At 65.8% G+C, this 22,687-nt stretch carries 18 protein-coding genes and 1 pseudogene; 8 read left to right on the top strand and 11 right to left on the bottom strand.

Annotated features, from left to right (window positions below; genetic code table 11):
- The first annotated feature begins 237 nt into the window (after positions 1–237).
- Complete coding sequence (locus tag ACZY0R_RS14320; protein WP_488859012.1) at positions 238–1,254, top strand: phosphotransferase family protein; 1,017 nt, start codon at positions 238–240, stop codon at positions 1,252–1,254.
- Positions 1,255–1,516: 262 nt separating this feature from the next.
- On the opposite strand, the gene ACZY0R_RS14315 is transcribed toward ACZY0R_RS14320, so the two are convergent.
- The 6 genes from ACZY0R_RS14315 to ACZY0R_RS14290 all read right to left on the bottom strand — a co-directional run bounded on the left by ACZY0R_RS14315 (position 1,517) and on the right by ACZY0R_RS14290 (position 7,571).
- Positions 1,517–2,287 (bottom strand): ferredoxin--NADP reductase, encoded by a 771-nt coding sequence (locus ACZY0R_RS14315; RefSeq protein WP_488859011.1) that lies wholly within the window; start codon positions 2,285–2,287, stop codon positions 1,517–1,519.
- Between the two features lie 249 nt (positions 2,288–2,536).
- A complete protein-coding gene (locus tag ACZY0R_RS14310; RefSeq protein ID WP_488859010.1) occupies positions 2,537–4,414 on the bottom strand; it encodes a family 2A encapsulin nanocompartment cargo protein cysteine desulfurase in 1,878 nt (625 codons plus the stop codon).
- A complete protein-coding gene (locus tag ACZY0R_RS14305) occupies positions 4,389–5,321 on the bottom strand; it encodes a family 2A encapsulin nanocompartment shell protein (RefSeq protein ID WP_488859009.1) in 933 nt (310 codons plus the stop codon). The genes ACZY0R_RS14310 and ACZY0R_RS14305 overlap by 26 nt, the downstream gene beginning before the upstream one ends.
- Before the next feature lie 169 nt (positions 5,322–5,490).
- Entirely contained in the window at positions 5,491–5,751 is a 261-nt protein-coding gene (locus ACZY0R_RS14300) for a helix-turn-helix domain-containing protein (RefSeq protein WP_441630361.1), read from the bottom strand.
- Positions 5,748–6,701 carry a serine O-acetyltransferase EpsC gene (gene epsC, locus ACZY0R_RS14295; protein WP_488859008.1) on the bottom strand — a complete coding sequence of 318 codons (954 nt, stop codon included), beginning with the start codon at positions 6,699–6,701 and terminating at the stop codon, positions 5,748–5,750. The genes ACZY0R_RS14300 and epsC overlap by 4 nt, the downstream gene beginning before the upstream one ends.
- Before the next feature lie 402 nt (positions 6,702–7,103).
- Entirely contained in the window at positions 7,104–7,571 is a 468-nt protein-coding gene (locus ACZY0R_RS14290; RefSeq protein WP_488859007.1) for a rhodanese-like domain-containing protein, read from the bottom strand.
- A gap of 392 nt (positions 7,572–7,963) precedes the next feature.
- Between ACZY0R_RS14290 and ACZY0R_RS14285 the strand changes: the two genes are divergently transcribed.
- Positions 7,964–9,226 carry a serine hydrolase domain-containing protein gene (locus ACZY0R_RS14285; protein ID WP_488859699.1) on the top strand — a complete coding sequence of 421 codons (1,263 nt, stop codon included), beginning with the start codon at positions 7,964–7,966 and terminating at the stop codon, positions 9,224–9,226.
- 20 nt (positions 9,227–9,246) lie between these two features.
- Here ACZY0R_RS14285 and ACZY0R_RS14280 read toward each other — a convergent pair whose 3' ends face one another.
- Positions 9,247–10,233 (bottom strand): LysR substrate-binding domain-containing protein, encoded by a 987-nt coding sequence (locus ACZY0R_RS14280; RefSeq protein WP_488859006.1) that lies wholly within the window; start codon positions 10,231–10,233, stop codon positions 9,247–9,249.
- A gap of 157 nt (positions 10,234–10,390) precedes the next feature.
- On the opposite strand from ACZY0R_RS14280, the gene ACZY0R_RS14275 reads away from it, so the two are divergent.
- The 5 genes from ACZY0R_RS14275 to ACZY0R_RS14255 all read left to right on the top strand — a co-directional run bounded on the left by ACZY0R_RS14275 (position 10,391) and on the right by ACZY0R_RS14255 (position 17,229).
- On the top strand, positions 10,391–11,404 hold the full coding sequence (locus ACZY0R_RS14275) for a tripartite tricarboxylate transporter substrate binding protein (protein WP_045242779.1): 1,014 nt from the start codon (positions 10,391–10,393) through the stop codon (positions 11,402–11,404).
- A 7-nt stretch (positions 11,405–11,411) separates the two neighbouring features.
- Positions 11,412–12,935, top strand: a complete 1,524-nt coding sequence (locus tag ACZY0R_RS14270) for a UxaA family hydrolase (RefSeq protein WP_488859005.1) — start codon at positions 11,412–11,414, stop codon at positions 12,933–12,935.
- Between the two features lie 496 nt (positions 12,936–13,431).
- A complete protein-coding gene (locus ACZY0R_RS14265; RefSeq protein ID WP_045242781.1) occupies positions 13,432–14,904 on the top strand; it encodes an NAD-dependent succinate-semialdehyde dehydrogenase in 1,473 nt (490 codons plus the stop codon).
- Between the two features lie 38 nt (positions 14,905–14,942).
- Positions 14,943–15,746: a 4-hydroxy-2-oxoheptanedioate aldolase gene (gene hpaI, locus ACZY0R_RS14260; RefSeq protein WP_488859004.1), complete on the top strand. Its 804-nt coding sequence runs from the start codon at positions 14,943–14,945 to the stop codon at positions 15,744–15,746.
- Between the two features lie 82 nt (positions 15,747–15,828).
- Positions 15,829–17,229 carry an FAD-binding oxidoreductase gene (locus ACZY0R_RS14255; protein WP_488859697.1) on the top strand — a complete coding sequence of 467 codons (1,401 nt, stop codon included), beginning with the start codon at positions 15,829–15,831 and terminating at the stop codon, positions 17,227–17,229.
- Positions 17,230–17,453: 224 nt separating this feature from the next.
- On the opposite strand, the gene ACZY0R_RS14250 is transcribed toward ACZY0R_RS14255, so the two are convergent.
- Entirely contained in the window at positions 17,454–17,729 is a 276-nt protein-coding gene (locus ACZY0R_RS14250; protein ID WP_488859002.1) for a hypothetical protein, read from the bottom strand.
- Between ACZY0R_RS14250 and ACZY0R_RS14245 the strand changes: the two genes are divergently transcribed.
- Positions 17,720–19,966 carry a phosphocholine-specific phospholipase C gene (locus tag ACZY0R_RS14245; protein WP_488859001.1) on the top strand — a complete coding sequence of 749 codons (2,247 nt, stop codon included), beginning with the start codon at positions 17,720–17,722 and terminating at the stop codon, positions 19,964–19,966. The two genes, ACZY0R_RS14250 and ACZY0R_RS14245, sit on opposite strands and share 10 nt — an antisense overlap.
- 57 nt (positions 19,967–20,023) lie before the next feature.
- On the opposite strand, the pseudogene ACZY0R_RS14240 reads toward ACZY0R_RS14245, so the two are convergent.
- From ACZY0R_RS14240 to ACZY0R_RS14230, 3 genes and pseudogenes are all read right to left on the bottom strand, one after another.
- A pseudogene (locus tag ACZY0R_RS14240) lies at positions 20,024–20,188 on the bottom strand (ABC transporter permease); the annotation flags it as partial.
- 292 nt (positions 20,189–20,480) lie between these two features.
- Complete coding sequence (locus ACZY0R_RS14235; protein ID WP_488859000.1) at positions 20,481–21,452, bottom strand: zinc-binding alcohol dehydrogenase family protein; 972 nt, start codon at positions 21,450–21,452, stop codon at positions 20,481–20,483.
- Between the two features lie 75 nt (positions 21,453–21,527).
- On the bottom strand, positions 21,528–22,382 hold the full coding sequence (locus ACZY0R_RS14230; protein ID WP_488858999.1) for an alpha/beta fold hydrolase: 855 nt from the start codon (positions 22,380–22,382) through the stop codon (positions 21,528–21,530).
- Between the last annotated feature and the right edge of the window lie 305 nt (positions 22,383–22,687).

Here is a 22,687-nt window from a genome sequence, read left to right as displayed (position 1 = left end):
GCCTCGTTCGAACGGATGATTCTTCGGGCGCCTCGCTGCCCGGGTTTTCCCGCGGCTGCCAGAAAGAGTGGGCTCGAGATGGCGCCGCCCGCAAATCATTCCTTTGAACGAGGCACGCGGCAGACTGGCTGGAGATAATGACCGGATCGGTGCTGGCGGCGGCTATGGCCACGTCGTATCGTCCCACCAGGCGCCGGGCGATCCCGACGGACTTGCCAGGAAGAATCCACGCGACGCATGCAAAACGATACCCACACGCCGGAGGCCGCACGCCTTGCAGGCTTTCTCCGCAACCGAGGCCTTGACGCCGACGGCCTGCGGGTGCGCCCTCCTCTCTCAGGCGGCCAGTCGAATCCGACATTCGTGATCGAGACGGCTTCCGGATCGCTCGTACTGCGCAAGCAGTCGCTCGGGAAACGCCTGCCACCGGCGCATGCTATAGACCGCGAGTTCCGCGTGATGGCTGCGCTGGCGGACAGCGGCGTGCCAGTGCCAGGCATGCTGGCGTTCTGCGAAGATCCCTCGGTGGTAGGCTCGCCGTTCTTCCTGATGGAGTACGTGAAGGGCCGGAACTTCACCGATCCTGCGTTGCCAGGCCTTGGGAAGGTCGAGCGGCGGGAAGTCTATGCCGACATCAATCGCGTGCTGGCGGCTCTGCATGCCGTGGACTACCGTGCCGCTGGACTTGATTCGTTCGGGCGGCCGGGCAACTACTTCGCCCGGCAGATCGATCGCTGGACGCGGCAATATTGGGAATCGGCCCGGGAGCCGGTCATGGCGATGGAGTCCCTGATAGGATGGCTGCCGGCCAACATACCCGACGGTGATGAAACCTGTCTCGTGCATGGCGACTTCCGCATGGACAACCTGATCCTGCATCCGACCGAACCACGCGTGGCCGCGGTGCTGGACTGGGAAGCGTCAACGCTGGGGCACCCACTGGCCGACCTGTCCTATTACTGCATGTGCTGGCGCGTGCCGCCGGAACTCTGGCATGGCGTGGCCGGCGTGGACATTTTGTCGCTAGGCATACCGCCCGAGCATGCGTTCGTCGAAGACTATTGCCGGGCACGCGGCATCCCGGCCATCAAGCACTGGGACTTCTACCTCGCCTACAACTTCTTCCGCATGGCTGCGATCCTTCATGGCGCTGCAGCCCGTACAGCAGGCGGCGATACCCTTGAGATCAACCGCAAGGTCGGGACGTTGGCTGAACTGGGCCTGCGCTGCGCGCAGCGCGAAGGAATTTGGTAATTCTCGCCCGACGACAAGGCCCTTTCCGGAGAACCTTGTTGGGACGGCGAACCGCGGAGGGGATCGCGCCAGGCTTGGCACGGACGAACCGGTACGGCCGCCGGTGCTGCCGGCCTATACCTGTCGCTGGGGATGGAACTGGCGTGGATGCAGTTGGCGAGGATCTTCCCGACCACCTTGGGTCTTTACTTCTGGGTGATGTCTCGCCAGCAGGCTTAGGCGATGCCGGGCAGCCCCGGCCATCGCCATAAGGGTCTGACGATCAGCCCACAAATGCCTTTTCAAGCACAAAGTGGCCCGGCTCGCTCATATTGCCTTCCGTGAAGTGCTGCTCGGTCAGCATCGTGCGGATGTCCTTGAGCATATCGGGGCTGCCGCACAGCATAATGCGGTCGTTCTCCAGCGAGAACGGCTCCACGCCCAGGCGCTCGAACAGCTCGCCGTTGGCGATCAGGTCGGTGATCCGGCCCTGGTTGTCGAACTCTTCGCGGGTCACGGTGGGGAAATACACCAGCTTTTCGCTGATCAGCTCGCCCAGGTGCTCATGCTGCGGCAAGTGCTCCGAGATCAACTCGCGGTAGGCCAGCTCCTCGACGAAGCGGCAAGTGTGGGTCAGCACGACCTTGTCATAGCGCTCATACACTTCCGGGTCGCGGATGATCGACAGGAACGGGGCCAGGCCGGTGCCGGTGGCCAGCAGCCACAGGGTCTTGCCGGGCAGCAGGTTGTCGACCAGCAGCGTGCCGGTGGGCTTCTTGCCGACGAAGATCTGGTCGCCTTCCTTCAGGTGCTGCAGGCGGGACGTCAGGGGGCCGTCGGGCACCTTGATGCTGAAGAATTCCAGCGTTTCCTCGTAGTTGGCGCTGGCGATGCTGTAGGCACGCAGCAGCGGACGACCGTTCACTTCCAGGCCGACCATGGCGAACTGGCCGTTTTCGAAACGGAAGCCGGGGTCGCGGGTGCAGGTGAAGCTGAAAAGCGTGTCGGTCCAGTGGTGGACGGAGAGGATGGCTTGCTGGTTGAGATTGCTCATGAATAAAGCGCGGTAAGCGCTGGATAGCGCCGGCGTCGGTGGGCCTGATGCCAGTGGCTGGGCGGTAGCTTGCCGGGTGCGTTCAACAAGGCGGGCTCCGGTCCGAAGGCAGGAAGACGCGCCGATCAAGGTGAGAAGATAGCGGATTTTAGAAGAAAACGCAGGGCGCGTCCCGATTCATGCATGTTCAGGGGGGTTTTTAAGCCCCACGCCCCGCGTTTTCCGCCCCAATACAGCCCCAATACCGCCCTAACGGCGCCCGGAAAGCCGCCTGACCACTGAAATCAGCCGGTCCACCTCGTCCGTGGTGTTATAGAAGGCCAGCGACGGCCGCACCGTGGCCTCCACGCCAAAACGCCGCAGGATGGGCTGGGCGCAGTGATGCCCGGAGCGCACGGCGATGCCTTCCTCGTTGAGCGCCTTGCCCACTTCCTCGGTCTCGTAGCCCTTGAGCACGAAGGACAGCACGCTGGCCTTGTCGCGCGCCGTGCCCACCAGCCGCACGCCCGGGATGGGCTGCAGCAGGTGGGTGGCGTACTCCAGCAGGTCGTGCTCGTAGCGGGCGATGTTCTCCATGCCCACCTGCTCCACATAGTCCAGCGCGGCGCCCAGCCCTACCGCGTCGGCGATATTGCCGGTGCCGGCCTCGAAGCGGTTGGGCGGCGGCTGGAACACGGTGCGCTCGAAGGTCACGTCGGCAATCATGTTGCCGCCACCCTGCCAGGGCGGCATGTCCTCCAGCACCTCGCGCTTGCCGTAGACCACGCCGATCCCGGTAGGCCCGAACACCTTGTGGCCGGAGAACACGAAGAAGTCGGCATCGATCGCCTGCACGTCCACCCGCATATGCGAGACCGACTGCGCGCCATCGACCAGCGCGCGGGCGCCGGCGCGGTGGGCCAGGTCGACGATCTCCCTGACCGGCACGACGGTGCCGAGCGCGTTCGACACCTGCGTCACCGAGACGATCCTGGTGCGGTCGTTGAGCAGCCGGCGGTATTCATCCAGCAGCACCTGGCCCGAATCGTCCACCGGGATCACCCGCAGCTTCGCCCCGGTCTGCGCGGCAAGCTGCTGCCACGGCACGATATTGGCGTGATGCTCCAGGTGCGAGACGATGATCTCGTCGCCCTCGCCCACGTTCTGCGCGCCCCAGGTCTTGGCGATCAGGTTGATGGCCTCGGTGGTGCCGCGCACGAAGATGATCTCGTCGGGCGAGGATGCGCCGATAAAGCGCTGCACCTTGCTGCGCGCGGCCTCGTAGGCATCCGTGGCACGCCCTGCCAGCGCATGGGCGGCGCGGTGGATGTTGGAGTTCTCGTGCGCGTAGAAGTACGAGATCCGGTCGATCACCGACTGCGGCTTGTGGGTGGTGGCGGCATTGTCGAACCAGACCAGCTGCCTGCCGTTGACGCGCTCTTGCAGGATCGGGAAATCGCGGCGAATCGCGTTGACGTCGAACGGCGCGCGCGCTGAAGACGATGCCCACGGCAGCGCCTCCTCCTGCTCGCGCCCATAGCCGTAGGCGCCCGGCCCTTGCTGCGGCAGATGCAGCGAGAGCGGATCGCCGGACGTGGCGATGTCGCGCAGCCCTGCCGGGCCGCCGTGCAGGTCACGGCCAGCGCCCTCCAGGAAGTAGTAGGCAGGGGCAGCCGAGGACTGCGGCGACGGCGCAGCAGCGTGCGGCAAGCCCAGCGCCTGGCCGCCGAAGCGGCTTTCCAGCGCGGGCGCCACCGTGGCTACCGTATCGGGCAGGCCGTTCTGCGCCGCTGCGGCCGGCCGCAGCGCGGGTGCCCGGCTGGGCAGCGATAGCACATGCGTGGGCGCCGGTGGAAGCAGGTTGGCGCCAGGTACATGGCCTTGCGGAATCGACGCCCCCGGCACGCCGGTGCCCGTGCCGCCAGGCCCCGCCACGGGCGAACCCGGCGGGGCCGGGTTGTTCACCACCGGCAGCGACTGCGCGGCGGCCGGCGACGTGCCCGGCAGCGCCGAGAAGAATGCCCCGGCCAGGCGCGCCAGCACCGCCGGATCGGGCAGGCCGGGCGGCACCGCGGGCGCGCCCGGCAGCGCTGCCGGCGAACTGGCGGACGGATTCACCGGATTACTTGTAGGTGTCAGGATAGTCATGGTACTTGCCGATCTCCACGTCATCGAGAACCGCCAGCGCATCCGGCGCGTGCACGGCCAGCGAGCAGTACAGCGAGATCAGGTACGAAGCGATAGCCTGGTCGTTGATGCCCATGAAGCGCACCGACAGGCCCGGGCCCTGCTCGCCCGCCACGCCCGGCTGGAACAGGCCGACCACGCCCTGGCGCTTGTCGCCCACGCGCAGCAGCAGGATCTTGCTCTTGCCGTCGGCCACCGGCACCTTGTCCGACGGGATCAGCGGAATACCGCGCCAGGTGATGAACTGGGAACCGAACAGGCTCACCGTGGGCGGCGGCACGCCACGGCGCGTGCATTCGCGGCCGAAGGCGGCAATCGCCAGCGGGTGGGTCAGGAAGAAAGCTGGTTCCTTCCATACCTTGCTCAGCAGTTCGTCCATGTCGTCCGGGGTGGGCGCGCCGGTCAGCGGGAAGATGCGCTGCTCGTCGGCCAGGTTGGCCAGCAGGCCGTAGTCAGGGTTGTTGATCAGCTCGCCTTCCTGGTGCTCCTTGATGGTCTCGATGGTGAGGCGGAGCTGTTCCTTGATCTGGTCGTGCGGGCTGCTGTACAGGTCCGACACGCGGGTGTGCACGTCGAGCACGGTGCTCACCGCGTTCAGGAAATACTCGCGCGGCTGCTCTTCGTAGTTGACGAAGGTGCGGGGCAGCTTGCCTTCATCGTCGCGCTGGGTGCAGGCCACCTTGACCGACTCCGGGTCCTGCACCTTGTTCAGGCGGTAGATGCCGGCTTCCACCGGTACCCATTGCAGGAAATGCGTCAGCCAGCGCGGCGTGATGGTCGCGAGCTGGGGAATGGTCTTGGTGGCATTGGCTAGTTGCCGTGCTGCGTTATCGCCGAGCGCCGTCTGGACGCTCCCGTTTACCGACATGTGCTACTCCGTTGGACTGTTAGCAGATTGCCAGCCTATTGCTGGCGGATTGCCATATGAGAAAAACAAGAATCGTTATTACCGCAGCGATTATCGGGAGGCGGCCCGCCCCGTTCAACATGCTATAGACGGCAATGCGCGGGGATTTGCGCGCATCACTCGGAACTGGCTACGTCCGCGTGCCGGCAATCTCCGCGTCGCGTGGCGCCGCGTGCGTGCCGCCCGTCTTCAGCAGCCATGAGATCGGCACGCCCAGCGCGGCGGCAAGCTTCTCCACCGTGACGATCGAGGCGATCGCGCTGCCGCGCTCGATCTCGCCGATATACGAGCGGTTCAGGCCCGCATGCTCGGCAAGCTCTTCCTGCGACCACGCGTGCGCCTCGCGCAACTGCCGCACCGTGGCGCCCAGGGTCCTTACGAGATCGTTCATGGCAGGCTCGCCTCGATAGCGCGCTGCGCGCCGCTTGCGGATGGCGCCCTGGCGGTTTCGTTGCGCGACACGGCCTGTGTGACATGCGCGCCCGGGGCTACGTCCTGCGTCACCCAGACGTTGCCGCCGATCACCGCGCCGCGGCCCAGCGTGACGCGGCCGAGGATGGTGGCGCCGGCGTAGATCACCACATCGTCCTCGACGATGGGATGGCGCAGCAGGCCCTTCTCCAGCTTGCCGGTGGCGTCGCGCGGGAATCGCTTGGCGCCCAGCGTGACGGCCTGGTACAAGCGGACTCGCTCACCGATGATGGTGGTCTCGCCAATCACCACGCCGGTGCCGTGATCGATAAAGAAGCCGCCGCCGATCCGGGCGCCGGGATGGATGTCGATACCGGTCTCGGCATGCGCCAGTTCGGCGACGATGCGCGCGAGCAGCGGCAGGCCAAGGCCGTAGAGGGCATGGGCGATGCGGTGGTGGATCATCGCGAGGATGCCGGGGTAGCAGAGCAGGACTTCGTCGACGCTGCCGGCGGCGGGGTCGCCGTGGAAGGCGGCCAGAACGTCGCTGTCGAGGAGGCTGCGGATGCGGGGGAGTTCTCCGGCGAATTCACGTATTGCAGTCAGCGCTCGCGCGCGCAGCGCGGCTTCGTCGCGGTCGCCATGGCGCGCCGCGTAATGCAGTTCCAGGCGTGTCTGGGCCAGCAGGCCGTGCAGGGCCGCGTCCAGGGAGTGGGCGATGTAGAGATTTTCGCTTTCCTGGCGGAGGTCGGGGGGGCCCAGGCGCATGGGGAACAGGACACCTTTTAGCGTGGCGATGATTTGTGACAGGGCGTCGCGGGAGGGTAGGTCCCGGCCGCCTGGTTCCAACAGGCGTTGTTGGCCTTCGCGCCATTGTTGGCGTACTTGCTGCAGGGCGAGTACGATCTCGCCGATTTCGAAGTCAGCCATTCTGGTACTCCCCGTTTTTTTTGTGGTCAAAGGCCTGAAACCTTAAAGTCAAAGGCGGTTTCACCCCCCTGCGGGGGGCGACCTACTTTCTTGTCTTGCCAAGAAAATAGGCAAAGAAGGCGCGCCGTATGGGGCGACACCCCGAAGCGCCCCATACGGCCTGGTACACCTCGACGGCTCGCTTCGCATCGCGTTGGGGTGTGGCCCGCCCTTGCGGGCGCTCCACACGGCTACACCCTGCGAGGTTTGAATCGACTCTCGGTTTGCTCCCCTCTCCCGCTTGCGGGAGAGGGGACGGGGGAGAGGGCGGGCGTTCGCCATGTCGCCGCGCTGCACCGTTTCCAGTGGTTCCTGAAAACCGTAGTCATTCCAACCGGCTTTGGCCCATCCTGCCCGCCACCCTTAATCCTGAACCCACGGCAATTCATGAAAGCGCCAGCCGCCGCTCTTGCCGCGCCGTTGCCGTTCGTCGATTTCGCCTTCGAAGCCTTCGAGCACGTTGAACACGTGGGCCTGCCCGGCTTTGGTGGCGGCTTCCGCGGCGAGCGCGGAGCGGTTGCCGCTGCGGCACAGCAGCAGCACGACGGTGTCTTTGCCGGTCTTGGCTTCCAGTTCGCGCACGAAGCGTGGGTTGCGCGTGAGGCTGGTGCCGGTGGCCCAGGGCACGTGCTGGGTGTCCGGCACGTAGCCGACGAACTTGCGTTCCTCGGCGGTGCGGACATCGACCAGCACGGCGTCGCCGGCGCTGAACAGCGCCCACGCTTGCTGCGGCGTCACGCGGCCGGCATACGGCAGGCCGGAGGAACGTGCCACGCCGCGTGCGGCTTCCAGCACGGGATGCTTGATCTTGTCTTCCAATGCAACTGTCATGAAACGCTCTCCTTGCGGCCTGTTATCCGCGCCGGGATCGATGCGGCCAGGCCTTCCCCGATGCACGGTTTGTGGTTGACGGCAACCGCCTATAGCCATCACGCCACAACTATGAAATGGCGCGGGAAGATTGAGAACGAATAAAAACGCATTTCCAAAGACAGTTCATCCAGCACGGCAGGCAGCGCAGGCGGAAACGGCGGCCCCGCGCTGAGCCGCGCAGCGTTTGTCGGCAGACGGCAATGCTCCGTGTGCCGCCATTCGAATGGTTTATATTGCGCGGGCGCCCTTCCACATGAATTCGAGATTCGGAAATGACCTTGACGATGCGTAACGGCATTCGCCGCTGCGGCGTGGCCGCGCTGGCCCTTTGCGGTGCCGGGCTGCTATCCATGGCACGGGCCGCCGACGCGCCCGCGCCGGATGCCGCGGCAAGCGATCCCGCCGGCCTTGGCTGGATGGCGGGATCGCCGCCGCCACCCGACCGCACCGTGCGCTTCGACGATGGCAGCTACTGGCGCTTCCCCGCCCTGCGCTGGAGCGTGTCGCACTTCCGGGAGCTGATGCCCACCGTCAATGTCTCGCGCGGACTGGGCGCACCGGTGCCGCTGCCGCGCGCATTGCGCACCGATATCGACGCGCTGCGGTTCATGCCGATCGGCGCCACCCAGCCCATGACCTGGGAAGCCTCGCTCGCGGCCAACTACACCGATGGCATCGTGGTGCTGCATCGCGGGCGCATCGTGTACGAGCGCTACTTCGGCGCACTGAAGGACGACGGCCAGCACGCCGCGATGTCGGTCACCAAGTCGGTCGTTGGTACGCTCGGCGCCATGCTGGTCGCCGAAGGCCGCCTCGATGCGGACAAACGCATGGTGGACTATGTGCCCGAGCTCGCCTCGTCCGCCTTTGGCAATGCCACCGTGCGCCAGGTGCTGGACATGACCACGGGCCTCAAGTACAGCGAGGATTACGCCGACCCGGACGCCGAGGTCTGGCTGCACGCGCAGGCGGGCAGCCCGCTGCCCAAGCCCAGGGACTACACCGGCCCGCGCAACTATTACGAGTCCATCCAGGCGATCCAGCCGCAGGGCCAGCATGGCGCGGCCTTCGGCTACAAGACCGTCAACACCGACGCACTGGGCTGGGTGATCGCACGCGTAACCGGACGCTCGGTGGCCGGGCTGCTGTCGGAGCGCATCTGGCGCCGGCTGGGGGCCGAGCAGGACGGGTATTTCACAGTGGATTCGATCGGCACGCCCTTTGCCGGCGGCGGCCTGAACACCGGCCTGCGCGACCTGGCGCGCTTTGGCGAGATGCTGCGCAACGGCGGCAGGTTCAACGGGCAGCAGATCCTGCCCAAGGCCGTGGTCGACGACATCCGCCGCGGCGGCGACAAGGCTGCCTTTGCCAGGGCGGACTATCCCCTGCTCAAGGGCGGCAGCTATCGCGACATGTGGTGGGTCACCCATAACGAGCATGGCGCCTACATGGCCCGGGGCGTCCACGGCCAGCGCATCTATATCGACCCGAAGGCTGAGATGGTGATCGTGCGCTACGCCTCGAACCCCGTGGCCGGCAATGCCGCCAACGACCCGACCACGATTCCGGCCTTTCACGCACTGGCGAAACACCTGCTGGCCAGCCCTCGCTGACTTGTCCCGACGCGGGCGGCCTAGCCCGCCCGCCGTGGCGCGCGCGCCCTCTTGGCCGCCGGCTTCTGCTGTCCGGCAAGTTGCCCGGCAGCCGCGCGCAGGCACTCCACCAGTTGCAGGCTGCTGGGCGTGAGCCGCCCTTCGCGCAGCGTGATCAGGCCAACGGGCGGCAGTTCCAGCGGCACGTCCATGGGCAGGATGTGGAAACGCCCCTCCCGCTCGAACTGCAGTCCTACCGACCGGGCCAGGAAGCCCACCGCGTCGCGCTGGGTGACGAAGGTCGAGATCGCCATATAGGAGGAGGATTCGATCAGGTCCGTGGGCGGCTGCAGCCCGTGGCGATAGAACTCCTGTTCCAGCTTGACCCGCAGCGACGCCCATGGCGGCGGCATCACGCAAGGCATGCCGGCCAGGTCTGCCCAGGCTGACGCGCGCTTGTGCGCCAGCGGGTGGCCGCTGCGCACCACCGCCACCATCGGCTCGTTGTACAGCGGCTCGGTGACCAGGTCCGGCGCGGCATAACCGGGCTCCAGCCGCCCGATGATCAGGTCCAGCTCGCTGATCCGCAGCTTGGGCAGCAGGTGCGGCAAATCCCCCTCCTCAACCAGCACGGTGGCTTGCGCGGAACGCTGCTTGAGCAGGCTGACAGCCTGCGCCAGCAGCACCGGCAAGGCCGCGCCCATCGCCCCCACCCGCGTGCGCCCCGCCGCACCGCTGGCCTCCGCGGCGATCTCGTCGCGGGTGCGCTCGTATTGCGCCAGCACCGAGCGGGCAAAGCGCACCAGAGAGGCGCCCGCCGGCGTCGGCTCCGTGCCGCGCGTGGAGCGCGTGAAGAGTGTCAGGCCGAGCGTCTTCTCCACCTCGGTGAGCATCTTGGAGACGGCCGGCTGGCTCACGGAGAGGAAGTCGGCGGTGTGGCCGAGATGGCGGAACTCGTCCAGCGCCACCACCAGTTGCAGGTGGCGTAGCTTGATATTGGAGCGCAGCGCGCGGTCGATCTGGGACATGGCGGGATTCTACCCAAATTCTACTTAACTATAAGGTTATGAAGCCATTCCGATTATTGATTGGATTGTTATGAAGCGCTTTGCCACAATCCAGCCTGACCGGTGAACATTGGCACCGGCCCATGACTCCAATAATGACATCCTGAGAGGACGACATATGACCGCACCCCACGGCATCAATCCCGGGCGACGCCGCCTGCTCATCGGCGGTGCCGCGGCCGCCGCGACCGGTACTGCAGGCCTGCTGCTGCCGGGCTTCGCACGGGCTGGCGAGTATCCGGAACGTCCCATCACCTTTATCTGCCCGTGGCCCGTCGGCGGCACCGCCGACCAGTCGATGCGCGCGCTGTGCCAGGTGGCGTCGGGCGTACTCAAGCAATCGATCGTGGTGGAAAACCGCGCCGGCGCCTCGGGCATGATCGGCACCAAGGCGCTGGCCCGCGCCAAGCCGGACGGCTACACCATCGGCCAGATCCCGATCTCGGTGACGCGCTTCTCGCAACTCGGCATGCTGCAACTCGATCCCCGTACCGAGCTCACCTACCTCGCCCGCACTTCCGGCCAGACCTTCGGCATCGCGGTGCCGGCGAACTCGCGCTTCAAGTCGCTCAAGGATGTGGTGGCGGAAGCCAAGGCGCACCCCGGCAAGCTTACCTACGCGCATGCCGGCATCGGCGGCGCCACCCACGTGGGCATGGAGGAATTCGCGCAGGCTGCCGGCATCCGCTTCAATGCCATCGCCTACAAGGGCGGCGCGCAGGCGCTGCAGGACGTGCTAGCCGGACAGGTCGACCTGCTGGCCGATTCCAGCTCGTGGGCGCCCCACGTGGAAGCCGGCAAGCTGCGTCTGCTGGCAACCTGGGGCGACCAGCGCACGCCGCGCTTCAAGGACACGCCCACGCTCAAGGAACTGGGCTACAAGGTGGTGGTGGAAGCCCCCAACGGCATCGGCGCGCCGGTCGGCCTGGACCCCGCCGTGGAAAAGAAGCTGCGCGACGCCTTCCGGCTAGCCGTGGCCAGCAAGGAGTTCCAGCAGGTCGCGGCCCGCATCGACGCGCCTGTCATGTACCTGGACGGTCCGGAATACAAGCGCTACATCAGCACCGTGTACGACCAGGAAACCCAACTGATCCAGCGCCTCAAGCTCAAAGAGCTGCTGCAACAAGGTTGACCGCCCCGTGAACGCCGCCGCCCTCATCCGCCTGCACGCCAACGACAACGTCCTGATCGCGCGGGACGCCCTCAGCCTCGGCCAGAACCTCCCCGAACTGGGCCTGCGCGTGCGCGCGCAAGTGCCCGCCGGGCACAAGATCGCCGCCTGCGCCATTGCCAGGGGCACGCAGGTACGCAAGTTCGACACCGTGATCGGCGTGGCCGAGCGCGATATCGAGGCCGGCGACCACGTCCACTCGCATAACCTCGCGCTGGTGGATTTCTACCGCGACCCCGGCTTTTGCGAGGACGTACGGCCGGTGGACTATGTGCCCGAGGCCGAGCGCGCCACCTTCATGGGCTTCGTGCGGCCCGATGGCCGAGTCGGCACGCGCAACTTCATCGGCATCCTCTCGTCGGTGAACTGCTCGGCCACGGTGATCCGGCATATCGCCGACCACTTCACGCCCGAGCGCATGGCGGCCTATCCCAATGTGGATGGCGTGGTCGCCTTCGCCCAGACCAGCGGGTGCGGCATGTCCTCGCCCAGCGAGCACTTCGACGTGCTGCGCCGCACGCTGGCCGGCTACGCCCGCCATCCCAACCTGGCCGGCGTACTGATCGTCGGCCTGGGCTGCGAGCGCAACCAGGTAGCGGGGCTGGTGGAATCGCAAGGCCTGATGCCCGGCAGCCACGTACGCACCATGGTCATGCAGGACACCGGCGGCACGGCGGCCACCATCCAGGCCGGCATCCGCGCCATCGAAGAGATGCTGCCCGGCGCCAACGCCGCGGTGCGCCAGCCGGTGAGCGCCAGCCACCTGAAGATCGGCCTGGAATGCGGCGGCTCGGACGGCTTCTCCGGCATCAGCGCCAACCCGGCGCTGGGCGCGGCGATGGATATCCTGGTACGCCACGGCGGCACCGCCATCCTGTCGGAAACCCCGGAGATCCATGGCGTCGAATACATGCTCACGCGCCGCGCCGTGACACCCGAAGTCGGCCAGAAACTGCTGGACCGCCTGGCCTGGTGGGAACGCTACACCGCCGGCCAGAACGCCCAGTTCAACGGCGTGGTCGGCCACGGCAACCAGCAAGGCGGCCTGGCCAACATCTTCGAGAAATCGCTGGGCTCCGCCATGAAAGGCGGCACCACACCGCTGCAGGCCGTCTACGAATACGCCGAGCCAATCGACCAGGCAGGCTTCGTCTTCATGGACTCCCCCGGCTATGATCCGGTAGCCGCCACCGGCCAGATTGCCAGCGGCGCCAACCTAATCTGCTTCACCACCGGCCGCGGCTCCATGTTCGGCTCCAAGCCCGCGCCCACCATCAAGCTAGCGAGCAATACGCCGATGTACACGCGGCTGGAAGGCGATATGGACATCAACTGCGGGCTGGTGCTGGACGGCGAACTCAGCGTAGAGCAGATGGGGCAGCGGATCTTCGAACACATCCTGGAGGCGGCTTCGGGCCATCCGACCAAGAGCGAAGCACTGGGGCTGGGAGACAACGAGTTCGTGCCCTGGCACCTGGGGATCGTCAGCTAGGAAGTGAAGCCGGATGGCGTTGGACCGCACCACGGCATGGCTAGCGCCCCGCCCTCTCCGCCGGCTGCTCTCCCGCAGCGGGAGAGGGGAGCCAACCAACGCGAAGAAAAGGCGATATCGCCCGGCCAAAAGTCGGTGTAGCCGTGTGGAGCGCCCCAGGGGGCGGGCCACACCCCAGCGCGATGCGATGCGAGCCGTCAAGGTGTACCAGGCCGTATGGGGCGCCTCGTCGGCAGGCAAAAAGAGCGGAAAAGAGGGACCCATGTTTGAGTATCGCCTTAAGGCGATGCGAGTTTGGGTCCCGGCCGCTCTTTTTGCTTGCCGACGAGGAGGGGGGTCGCCCCATCCGGCGCGCCTTTTTTGCCTACTTTTTTGGCAAGACAAAAAAGTAGGTCGCCGCCCCGCAGGGGGGTGGTGAGACTGCCTTTGACTTTAAGCCGTTGACGTTGAAGTCAACAGCCACCAATCAAGCCCAACAGACGCCAAAGACGCCGCCATGCTCTCCCTCAACCACCCCGCCCTCCTCCGCACCCAAAACCTGATCGGCCAAGAATGGACCGCCAGCCAAACTGGCCAGCGCCTGGAAGTCAGCAACCCCGCCACCGGCGCCACCTTCACCTCCGTCCCCGACAGCACCGCCAAGGACGCCGCCCAGGCCGCCGACGCAGCCGCAGCCGCCTTCCCAACCTGGAGCCGCCGCACAGCCCGCGAACGAGCGCAAATCATCAAACGCTGGCACGCCCTGATCCTGGAACACCAGGAAGACCTCGCCCGGATCATCTCCACCGAACAAGGCAAGCCCATCAAGGAAAGCCGCGGCGAAGTCCAGTACGGCGCCTCCTATGTGGAATGGTTCGCCGAGGAAGCCACCCGCATCAGCGGCGAAATCGTGGCCGAATCCGTCCCTGGACGCAAGATGCTGGTACTCAAGGAACCGGTAGGCGTAGTGGCAGCCATCACGCCATGGAACTTCCCGCTCGCCATGATCGCCCGCAAGATCGCCCCGGCGCTGGCCGCCGGCTGCACGGTCGTCGCCAAGCCGGCCGAAGACACGCCGCTGACCGCGCTCGCCCTGGTCTACCTTGCTGAAAAAGCGGGCCTGCCCCCGGGCGTCCTGAACATCGTCACCGCCTCGCGCGCCAACACCCCGGCCGTGGTCGACACCTGGCTGGCAGACGGCCGCGTACGCAAGATCACCTTTACCGGCTCCACGCCGGTAGGCAAGCACCTGGCCCGCGAATCCGCCGGCACGCTGAAAAAGCTATCCCTCGAACTGGGCGGGAACGCACCCTTCATCGTGTTCGACGACGCCGACCTCGATGCCGCCGTCGACGGCCTGATGGCCTCCAAGTTCCGCAACGGCGGCCAGACCTGCGTCTGCCCCAACCGCGTCTATGTGCAGGCCGGCGTGCACGATGATTTCGTGGCGCGGCTGGCCCAGCGCGTGGCCGCGTTGCACGTCGGCCCCGCCACCGAGGAAGCCTCGCAGATCGGCCCCATGATCAACGCCCGCGCCGTGGACAAGATCGCCCGCCACGTGGAAGACGCGGTCGCCAAGGGCGCGCGCGTGATCACCGGCGGCGAGCGGGTGCGCCTCGCTGACGGCCCGCATTACTACGCCCCCACCGTGCTGACCCATGCCACCCCGGAAATGGCGCTTTCCTGCGAGGAAACCTTCGGCCCGGTAGCGGCCATCTTCCGTTTCACCAGCGAAGACGAAGTGATCCGCGACGCCAACGACACGCCGTTCGGCCTGGCCGCCTACTTCTACTCCAACGACGTGCGCCGCATCTGGCGCGTGGCGCAGGCGCTGGAAACCGGCATCGTCGGCATCAACGAAGGCGCCATCGCATCCGAGGCCGCACCGTTCGGCGGCGTCAAGGAATCCGGCTACGGACGCGAGGGATCGCGCCACGGGCTGGACGACTACATGCACACCAAATATCTCTGCCAGGGCCAGCTCGGCTGAGCGCGGCGGCACCCGGCCCACGACACACAGGAACCAACATGCCCGTACACAATGCATTCAAGGCCGCGCTGGCGGCCAGCCAGCCCCAGGTCGGCCTGTGGCTCTCGATGGCATCGCCCTACCTGGCCGAAGTCTCGGCCACCGCCGGCTTCGACTGGCTGCTGATCGACGGCGAGCACGCCCCCAATGACCTCCACGCCACGCTGCACGCCCTGCAGGCCATCGCGCCCTACCGCTCGCAGCCCGTGGTGCGCTGCGTGGCGGGCGAAGTGGCGCTGATCAAGCAGTTGCTGGATATCGGCGCGAAGAACCTGCTGGTGCCGATGGTGGATACCGCCGGGCAGGCCGCCGCGCTGGTCAGCGCCACGCGCTATCCGCCGCTGGGCATTCGCGGCGTGGGCAGCGCCGTGGGCCGGGCATCGCAATGGAGCGCGCGCACCGACTATCTCGCCGTGGCCGACGATGAAATCTGCCTGCTAGTGCAGGCCGAAACCGTGACGGCCCTGGGCAACCTGGAATCCATCTGCGCCGTGGACGGCGTCGACGGCGTCTTTATCGGCCCGGCCGACCTGGCCGCCTCGATGGGCCATCGCGGCAACCCCGGCCACCCCGAGGTGCAGGCCGCCATCGAGGGCGCCATGCGCACCATCGTCGCCAGCGGCAAGGCCGCCGGCACGCTGACCTCCGACCCCAAGCTGGCACGGCGCTACCTGGAGCTGGGCTGCACCTTCGTGGCGACCGGCGTGGACGTACTCGTATATGCTAGCGCCGCGCGCCGGCTGGCGGCGGACTTCATCGGCACCTGCGCCACGCCCGCGGCCGGCCCGTCCGCCGCCTACTGAATCCCGCGCCGCCCCTTCAACAACAAAGCACGCCCACATGCCGACCGACTCCCAAACCTCCCCCGACACCACGCTGGCGGCCATGCAAGCCATCGTCGGCGCCGGCGCCTGCCTCAGCGGCGATGCCGACACCGAGTCCTATGTCACGGACTACCGCCGCATCTACCGCGGCAAGGCCCGGGTGGTGGTCATGCCATCGACCACCGGGCAGGTCAGCCAGGTCATGGCCTGGTGCCATGCCCATGGCGTGCCGGTGGTGCCCCAAGGCGGCAACACCTCCCTGATGGGCGGCTCGGTGCCCGACGATAGCGGCACCGCGGTGCTGCTGAGCCTGGGCCGCATGAACCGCGTGCTGGCAGTGGACACCATCAACGACACCCTGACCGTGCAGGCCGGCGTCACGCTCAACGCGGCCCGCGCCGCGGCCGAACAGGAGCAGCGGCTGTTCCCCCTGCGCATCGGCTCAGAAGGCTCCTGCCAGATCGGCGGCAACCTCGCCACCAACGCGGGCGGCACCGCCGTGCTGCGTTACGGCAATATGCGCGACCTGGTGCTGGGCATCGAAGCGGTGCTGCCGGATGGCCGCATCTATTCGTCCCTGCGCGGCCTGCGCAAGGACAATACCGGCTACGACCTGAAGCAGTTGTTCATCGGCTCCGAAGGCACGCTCGGCATCATCACCGCCGCCGTGCTCAAGCTGATGCCGCAGCCGCGCGCCAGCGCCGTCGCCTTCGTGGCCGTGCAAGGCCCGGAAGCGGCCGTGCGCCTGCTGGGCGTGGCCAAGCAGATCGGCGGCCAGGCCGTCACGGCGTTCGAGCTGATCTCCGCGCCCGCGCTGGAACTGGTGCTCGAATACCTGGGCGACGTGGCTTCGCCCCTGCCCGCCCGGCACGACTGGATGGTGCTGATCGAACTCACCTCCGGCGGCAGCAACGAAAGCCTCAACGCCACGCTGATGGAAATCCTCGAGGCCGGACTGGAGCAGGAACTGGTGCTGGACGCAGCGGTGGCCGCCAGCATGGCCGACGCCCAGCGCTTCTGGCGCATCCGCGAGGAAATCTCTGACGCGCAGACCCGCACCGGCGGCAGCATCAAGTGCGATGTCTCGGTGCCGCTGTCGCGCATCGCCGCGTTTATCGGCGACGCCTCGGCCAAGGTGCTGGCGCTGGAGCCCGCCGCGCGCATGGTGATCTACGGCCATATGGGCGACGGCAACGTGCACTTCAACCCGCTGCGTCCCAAGGACCGGAGCGCGGCGGAGTTCCTCGGGCAGTGGTACGCGCCGATCTCCGAGGCGGTGGATACGCTGGCCCACGCGGAGAACGGCTCGATCTCCGCCGAGCACGGCATCGGCGTGGCCAAGCGCGACGACCTGAAGCGCTACAAGTCGCCGGTTGAATTGGAACTGATGTGGCAAGTCAAACGGGCGCTGGATCCGAAGAACCTGCTCAATCCGGCCAAGATGCTGCCGAAGCTGGATTAACCCTGGTTTCCAGGCGGTCTCGGCACCATGCTGACCGCCGGCGCGCCACGGTAAGCCTTCCGCGCCGCCCTGCTCCCACGAAGCCCGCCTAGCCGCGGGCTTTTTTTCGTCTGCGCGTCGCGATCCGCTTCGCAAAGTACGCCGGCAGGATTCAGGCAGATCCGCAGGCCTATCCGTTCACGCCCCTGTCACATCCCCTTCCTACACTCGCGACTTCCCGATTGTCATGCCTGGCAAACAAGCCGACTTATTTCCTTCACATTCATCAAGCTCCCCATGTTTCCCAAAAGCCTTGCAAGACCGCTTGCCGCCATCTTGATCGCGGCCGCGACGCTCACTGCATGCGGCGATGATGGCACCGACACGTCAGCCGCAAACCCCTCGACGCCGGGCACCACAGAGCCCGAGAAGCCCGAGAAACCCGCCGCCCGGGATATGCGTTGCGCGCCTTGAACCACGACCAAGAATCCAACGAGCACAAAACCAGAAGATGAACTCACGCCGTAATTTTCTAAAGACAGTCACCGGCGCCGGATTTGGCGCGGCAGCACTGGCGGCCTTTCCTCCCAGCATCCGCAAGGCGCTGGCGATCCCAGCCAATAACGCCACCGGCACCATCAAGGACGTCGAGCATGTGGTCATCCTGATGCAGGAGAACCGCTCGTTCGACCACTACTTCGGCACGCTCAAGGGCGTTCGCGGCTTCGGCGACAGGTTCACCATCCCGCTGCCCAACGGCCGCAAGGTATGGCAGCAGCAGCGTACCAACGGCGCCGTGCTCACGCCCTATCACCTGGACGGCAGCGCCAACAACGCGCAGCGCGCCGCTGGAACGCCGCACGCTTGGGTGGACAGCCAGAGAGCCTGGGACAATGGGCGCATGGCAAGCTGGCCTACCCATAAGACAGACACCTCGATGGGGTACTTCAAGGAAAAGGAGATCCCGTTCCAGTTCGCGCTGGCCAACGCGTTCACGCTCTGCGATGCGTACCACTGCTCGATGCATACCGGCACGGATGCCAACCGCTCCTTCCACCTGACCGGCACCAACGGCGCCGCCGCCGGCGTTGCCTTTGTCAATAACGAGTGGGACTGGATCGACGGCCTGCCTGCCACGGCCAACAGGGGCTACACCTGGAAAACCTATGCGGAACGCCTGGAAGAAGCAGGCATCAACTGGATCTCGTACCAGAACATGCCGGACGAATGGGGCGACAACATGCTGGGCGCGTTCCGGCCGTTCCGCCTCGCCAACATTGCGTCCGGCTTCCCGGTATCCAGCGGCGGCGCACCCGGCGTACCCTATGCCAATACCGGCCAGGCCCTGCCGTACCACGCCTACGACGCTGCCACGGACAATGCCGCCAACCCGCTTTACAAGGGCATCGCCAATACGCTGCCGGGGATCGGCCCCGAGAGCTACCTGGATGCGTTCAAGCGGGACATCCGCGAGGGCAAGCTGCCCCAGGTGAGCTGGATGAACGCGCCTTCGCTCTATTGCGAGCACCCCGGGCCGTCCAGCCCGGTGCAGGGGGCGTGGTTCCTGCAGGAAGTCCTGGATGCGCTCACTGCCGTGCCCGAGGTGTGGAGCAAAACCGTGCTGCTGGTCAACTTCGACGAGAACGACGGCTACTTCGACCACATGCCCTCGCCGTCGGCGCCGTCACGCAACGCCGACCTGTCGCTGGCCGGGAAGTCAACGCTCGGCGATGCCGACATGAGTGCCGAGTACTTCAGCCATCCCGCGCCGGCAGGCAGCAGCAGCCAGCCGGCGGCGGATGGCCGCGTCTACGGTCCGGGTCCGCGCGTGCCGCTGTTCGCAATTTCGCCGTGGAGCCGCGGTGGCTGGGTCAACTCGCAAGTGTTCGATCACACGTCGGTGCTGCGTTTCCTGGAGGCGCGCTTTGGCGTCGCGGAGCCCAACATCAGCCCGTTCCGCCGCGCCGTCTGCGGCGACCTGACCAGCGCATTCAATTTCAAGACACCGAACGACGAAGCCCTGCCCACGCTTGACGGCCGCAGCACGCGCGCCGCGGCGGACCAGTTGCGCAACGCGCAGCAAGCGCTGCCCGCCGTGCCGTTGCCGCTGGACATGCAGTTGCCGATCCAGGCCAGCGGCACGCGTCCCTCGCGCGCGCTGCCCTACGAGCTGCACACCAGCGCCCGCTGCAACGCCACGGGCGTGGTGGAACTGGTGTTCTCCAACACGGGCTCGCAGGCCGCGGTGTTCCACGTCTACGACCGCTACAAGCTCGATCGCCTGCCGCGGCGCTACGTCGTGGAAGCCGGGAAATTGCTGAGCGACACCTGGAACGCGCGCCAGGACAACCTTGGAATGTACGACCTCTGGGTCATCGGCCCGAATGGCTACCATCGGCACTTCAAGGGCGATACCAGCCGGATCGCCGACACCGGCGCCGCGCCGGAGATCCGCGTGTGCTATGACATCGCCAATGGCGACGTCTATGCGGAGCTGATGAACACCGGCGACAAGGCCTGCAATTTCACCATCACGCCGCAGGCTTACCGCAAGGACGGTCCGTGGCCAGTCAAGGTCGCCGGCAAGGGCGCCGACTCCAGGCACTGGTCCCTGGCGGACAGCGGCCAGTGGTACGACTTCGCGGTGACATGCGACAGCGACCCCGCGTTCTACCGGCGTTTTGCCGGACGGGTGGAAACGGGCAAGCATACGGTGAGCGACCCGGCCATGGGAGTGAGCGCGGACCCGCTCGGCTGAACGGGGGGAGCGCCGCCTGACCGGGGCGGCGCCCCCTTCCCGCAAAGGCCGATGGCCCTACGACGGCACCCACCACCGATGCAGCCAGCGCGCCAGCGCATCGAGCGCGAAACCGAGCAGGCCGATGACCAGCACCGTGGCCAGCAATTCCGAGTAGGCCAGCCGGTCGCGCGTGTCGAAGATGAGATAGCCCAGCCCTGCGTTGACGCCAAGCATCCTCGCACCATCGGGGTGGCCGTTTGACTCGAACTCGAACCAGCGCGCGAGGTGTTCGTGCCCGACGCGAGCCACCAGCGGCTTGCACAGAGGTACGGGATTCCCCCTAAGCATGTTTTGGCACAGGCAGCCATGGCGGCCGTGCGTCTTGCCGCAAGAGGACGAGCCACGCCGGGCGAGGCCCGCCCGTACTTGCGGACGTTCGCTCCTCCGCCGTTTCTGCCCTGACTGGCGCCCGTGACGATCACTACCTTCGTGGACATCTCATTTTTCCCGGTCTGGGTAAACCAATGTCTCTTCAGTGAACGACCACCATCTTTCCGCCGGCTTCATTGGCTTCCATCACCCGATGCGCCTCGTGAATCTGATTGAAGCCGAACACCCGGGATGGCTTCGCCTTGAGACGGCCGGCGGCAACGTCTTCTGCGATTTTCTGAAGCGGTACGTCGGAGAGCGGAAAACCCGGAGTGCCGAAGACGAAACTACCGAAAAAGGTCAGGTACACGCCGCTCGCCATTTGTAGGAGTGGGTTGAAGTCGGCGATCGGAGCTAGGCCGCCCAGCCAGCCCGCAAGGCAGGCACGGCCACCCCGTCGCAGCATCGCCAGCGAATCGAGAATGGCGCTGTTGCCGACGAGGTCGAGTACCGCGTCAACTTGCTTTGCCTCGGCAATTCGCTTCGAAAGGTCCGATCCCTCAAGCTCGACACGTGCCACGCCCAGACCCTCCAGCATCTCGAAACGCTCGCGAGTGCGTGTTGTTGCGATGACCCGCGCACCGGCATTGACCGCCAGCTTCACCGCCGCCTGTCCAAACGATGAAGTCGCACCCCGGATGACTAACGTCTGTCCCTCCGAGATATCGAGATTGCGAAACAGGCAGGTCCATGCCGTTGCATAGGTTTCGGGGATGGCCGCCAGTTCGGACCACGGCAGGTTGGACTCAATCAATGCCACGTTGGACACCGGTGCGCGCGTGTATTCCGCATAGCTCCCGTTGATGGTTCGACCGAGACCTCCCATCAATGCAGCGACCTTCGCCCCAACAGGGAACTCGCCGCCGGGGCACGACTTCACCACCCCGACGCATTCGATGCCGCTTACCTTTGCAGCTTCGGCCCATTCGCCACGCCGCATATGCATCTCGGCGTGGTTGATGCCGAATGCCTTGATTTCAATTACCACGTGGCCTGCCAGCGGTTCAGGTTCGGGCAACTCTGTGTACACAAGGCCATCCAGACCACCGAACTTTTCGATCACGATTGCACGCATGGGGCGTCTCCTTTGATTGAACAATCAATTTGATTGGTGTGTTTGGCCGTTCCATATCGACCAAACACCCACACTTCAACTAACAAGAAAGTCACGTATCGCCGCAGCGATTTCTGGCGCATGTGTCTCAAGGGCGAAGTGGCCCGTATCGAAGAAGCGCACCACCGCGCCAGGGATGTCACGTTTGAATGCCGTAGCGCCAGCTGGCAGGAAGAACGGATCGTTCTGCCCCCAAACAGCTAGAAACGGCGGCTTGTGCGTTCTGAAATACTGCTGAAACGCGGGATACAACGCGACATTGCTTTTGTAGTCGCCAAACAGGTCGAGTTGAACCTCGTGCGCACCGGGACGGCCCAAGTAAAAGTTATCGAGCGAGTAGCCGTCCGGCGATACGGAAGCCGTGTCAGATACCCCGTGCGTGTACTGCCAGACTGTCGTTTCCGGAGTCAACAGGGCTCGAAGTGCCTCACGGTTGCTCTGCGAAGGATCTCGCCAATAGGCCCGGATAGGGTTCCAGCCTTCGCTCAGTCCTTCCTCGTAAGCATTGCCGTTCTGGGAAATGATCGCGGTGATACGCTCAGGATGTTTCAGCGCAAGCCGGAAACCCGTCGGCGCGCCGTAGTCGAATACGTAGACGGCAAAGCGATCAAACCCGATCACTTCGGTAAACCGGCCAATCACGTTGGCAATGTTGTCGAACGTGTAGGCGAACGTGTCATGGGCCGCCATATCCGACCGGCCGAACCCGGGTAGATCCGGCGCAACTATATGGAAGCGGTCCGACAGTTGCGGGATCAAGTCCCGAAACATGTGGCTCGCGCTTGGAAAGCCGTGGAGGAGCAGCACTTTCTGGGCATCAGCACGACCGGCTTCTCGATAGAACACCTTGAAGCCGTCGACGTCGGCGTGGCGATAGGACATAGGGGTCATGACGCTCTCTCTCGTGAGTTGTAACGTTTCCAATAGCTAAAACAAGTTGGAAACGGCTGCCACCATCCAAAGCGGCCTCCGCTTTCCAGCATACGCATCACCGACAAGCAGAACTGGCTGTCCGATTCGTTCCAGCGCTCTATCCAGTGCGGCGAAGTCTTCAGCGCTCGATGTCAGCGGCAACCGTGCGGCGATTCCATTGACGCCTCGCGCCGCACGACCGCCAATCACCCTCCTCCAACGCGATCCGGCCGCCGAGACGCTATGCACGAACACCGCTTTCAGGTGTCCACGAGGCATTTCTC

The sequence above is a fragment of the Cupriavidus sp. F041 genome, assembly GCF_057814235.1.
This window is presented reverse-complemented; position numbering and strand designations above follow the sequence as displayed.

Coding starts and splice junctions, on each gene's coding strand:
- ACZY0R_RS14320 (WP_488859012.1), top strand. CDS start 238: ATGCAAAACGATACCCACACGCCGGAGGCCGCACGCCTTGCAGGCTTT.
- ACZY0R_RS14315 (WP_488859011.1), bottom strand. CDS start 2,287: ATGAGCAATCTCAACCAGCAAGCCATCCTCTCCGTCCACCACTGGACC.
- ACZY0R_RS14310 (WP_488859010.1), bottom strand. CDS start 4,414: ATGACTATCCTGACACCTACAAGTAATCCGGTGAATCCGTCCGCCAGT.
- ACZY0R_RS14305 (WP_488859009.1), bottom strand. CDS start 5,321: ATGTCGGTAAACGGGAGCGTCCAGACGGCGCTCGGCGATAACGCAGCA.
- ACZY0R_RS14300 (WP_441630361.1), bottom strand. CDS start 5,751: ATGAACGATCTCGTAAGGACCCTGGGCGCCACGGTGCGGCAGTTGCGC.
- epsC (WP_488859008.1), bottom strand. CDS start 6,701: ATGGCTGACTTCGAAATCGGCGAGATCGTACTCGCCCTGCAGCAAGTA.
- ACZY0R_RS14290 (WP_488859007.1), bottom strand. CDS start 7,571: ATGACAGTTGCATTGGAAGACAAGATCAAGCATCCCGTGCTGGAAGCC.
- ACZY0R_RS14285 (WP_488859699.1), top strand. CDS start 7,964: ATGGCACGGGCCGCCGACGCGCCCGCGCCGGATGCCGCGGCAAGCGAT.
- ACZY0R_RS14280 (WP_488859006.1), bottom strand. CDS start 10,233: ATGTCCCAGATCGACCGCGCGCTGCGCTCCAATATCAAGCTACGCCAC.
- ACZY0R_RS14275 (WP_045242779.1), top strand. CDS start 10,391: ATGACCGCACCCCACGGCATCAATCCCGGGCGACGCCGCCTGCTCATC.
- ACZY0R_RS14265 (WP_045242781.1), top strand. CDS start 13,432: ATGCTCTCCCTCAACCACCCCGCCCTCCTCCGCACCCAAAACCTGATC.
- hpaI (WP_488859004.1), top strand. CDS start 14,943: ATGCCCGTACACAATGCATTCAAGGCCGCGCTGGCGGCCAGCCAGCCC.
- ACZY0R_RS14255 (WP_488859697.1), top strand. CDS start 15,829: ATGCAAGCCATCGTCGGCGCCGGCGCCTGCCTCAGCGGCGATGCCGAC.
- ACZY0R_RS14245 (WP_488859001.1), top strand. CDS start 17,720: ATGAACTCACGCCGTAATTTTCTAAAGACAGTCACCGGCGCCGGATTT.
- ACZY0R_RS14235 (WP_488859000.1), bottom strand. CDS start 21,452: ATGCGTGCAATCGTGATCGAAAAGTTCGGTGGTCTGGATGGCCTTGTG.
- ACZY0R_RS14230 (WP_488858999.1), bottom strand. CDS start 22,382: ATGACCCCTATGTCCTATCGCCACGCCGACGTCGACGGCTTCAAGGTG.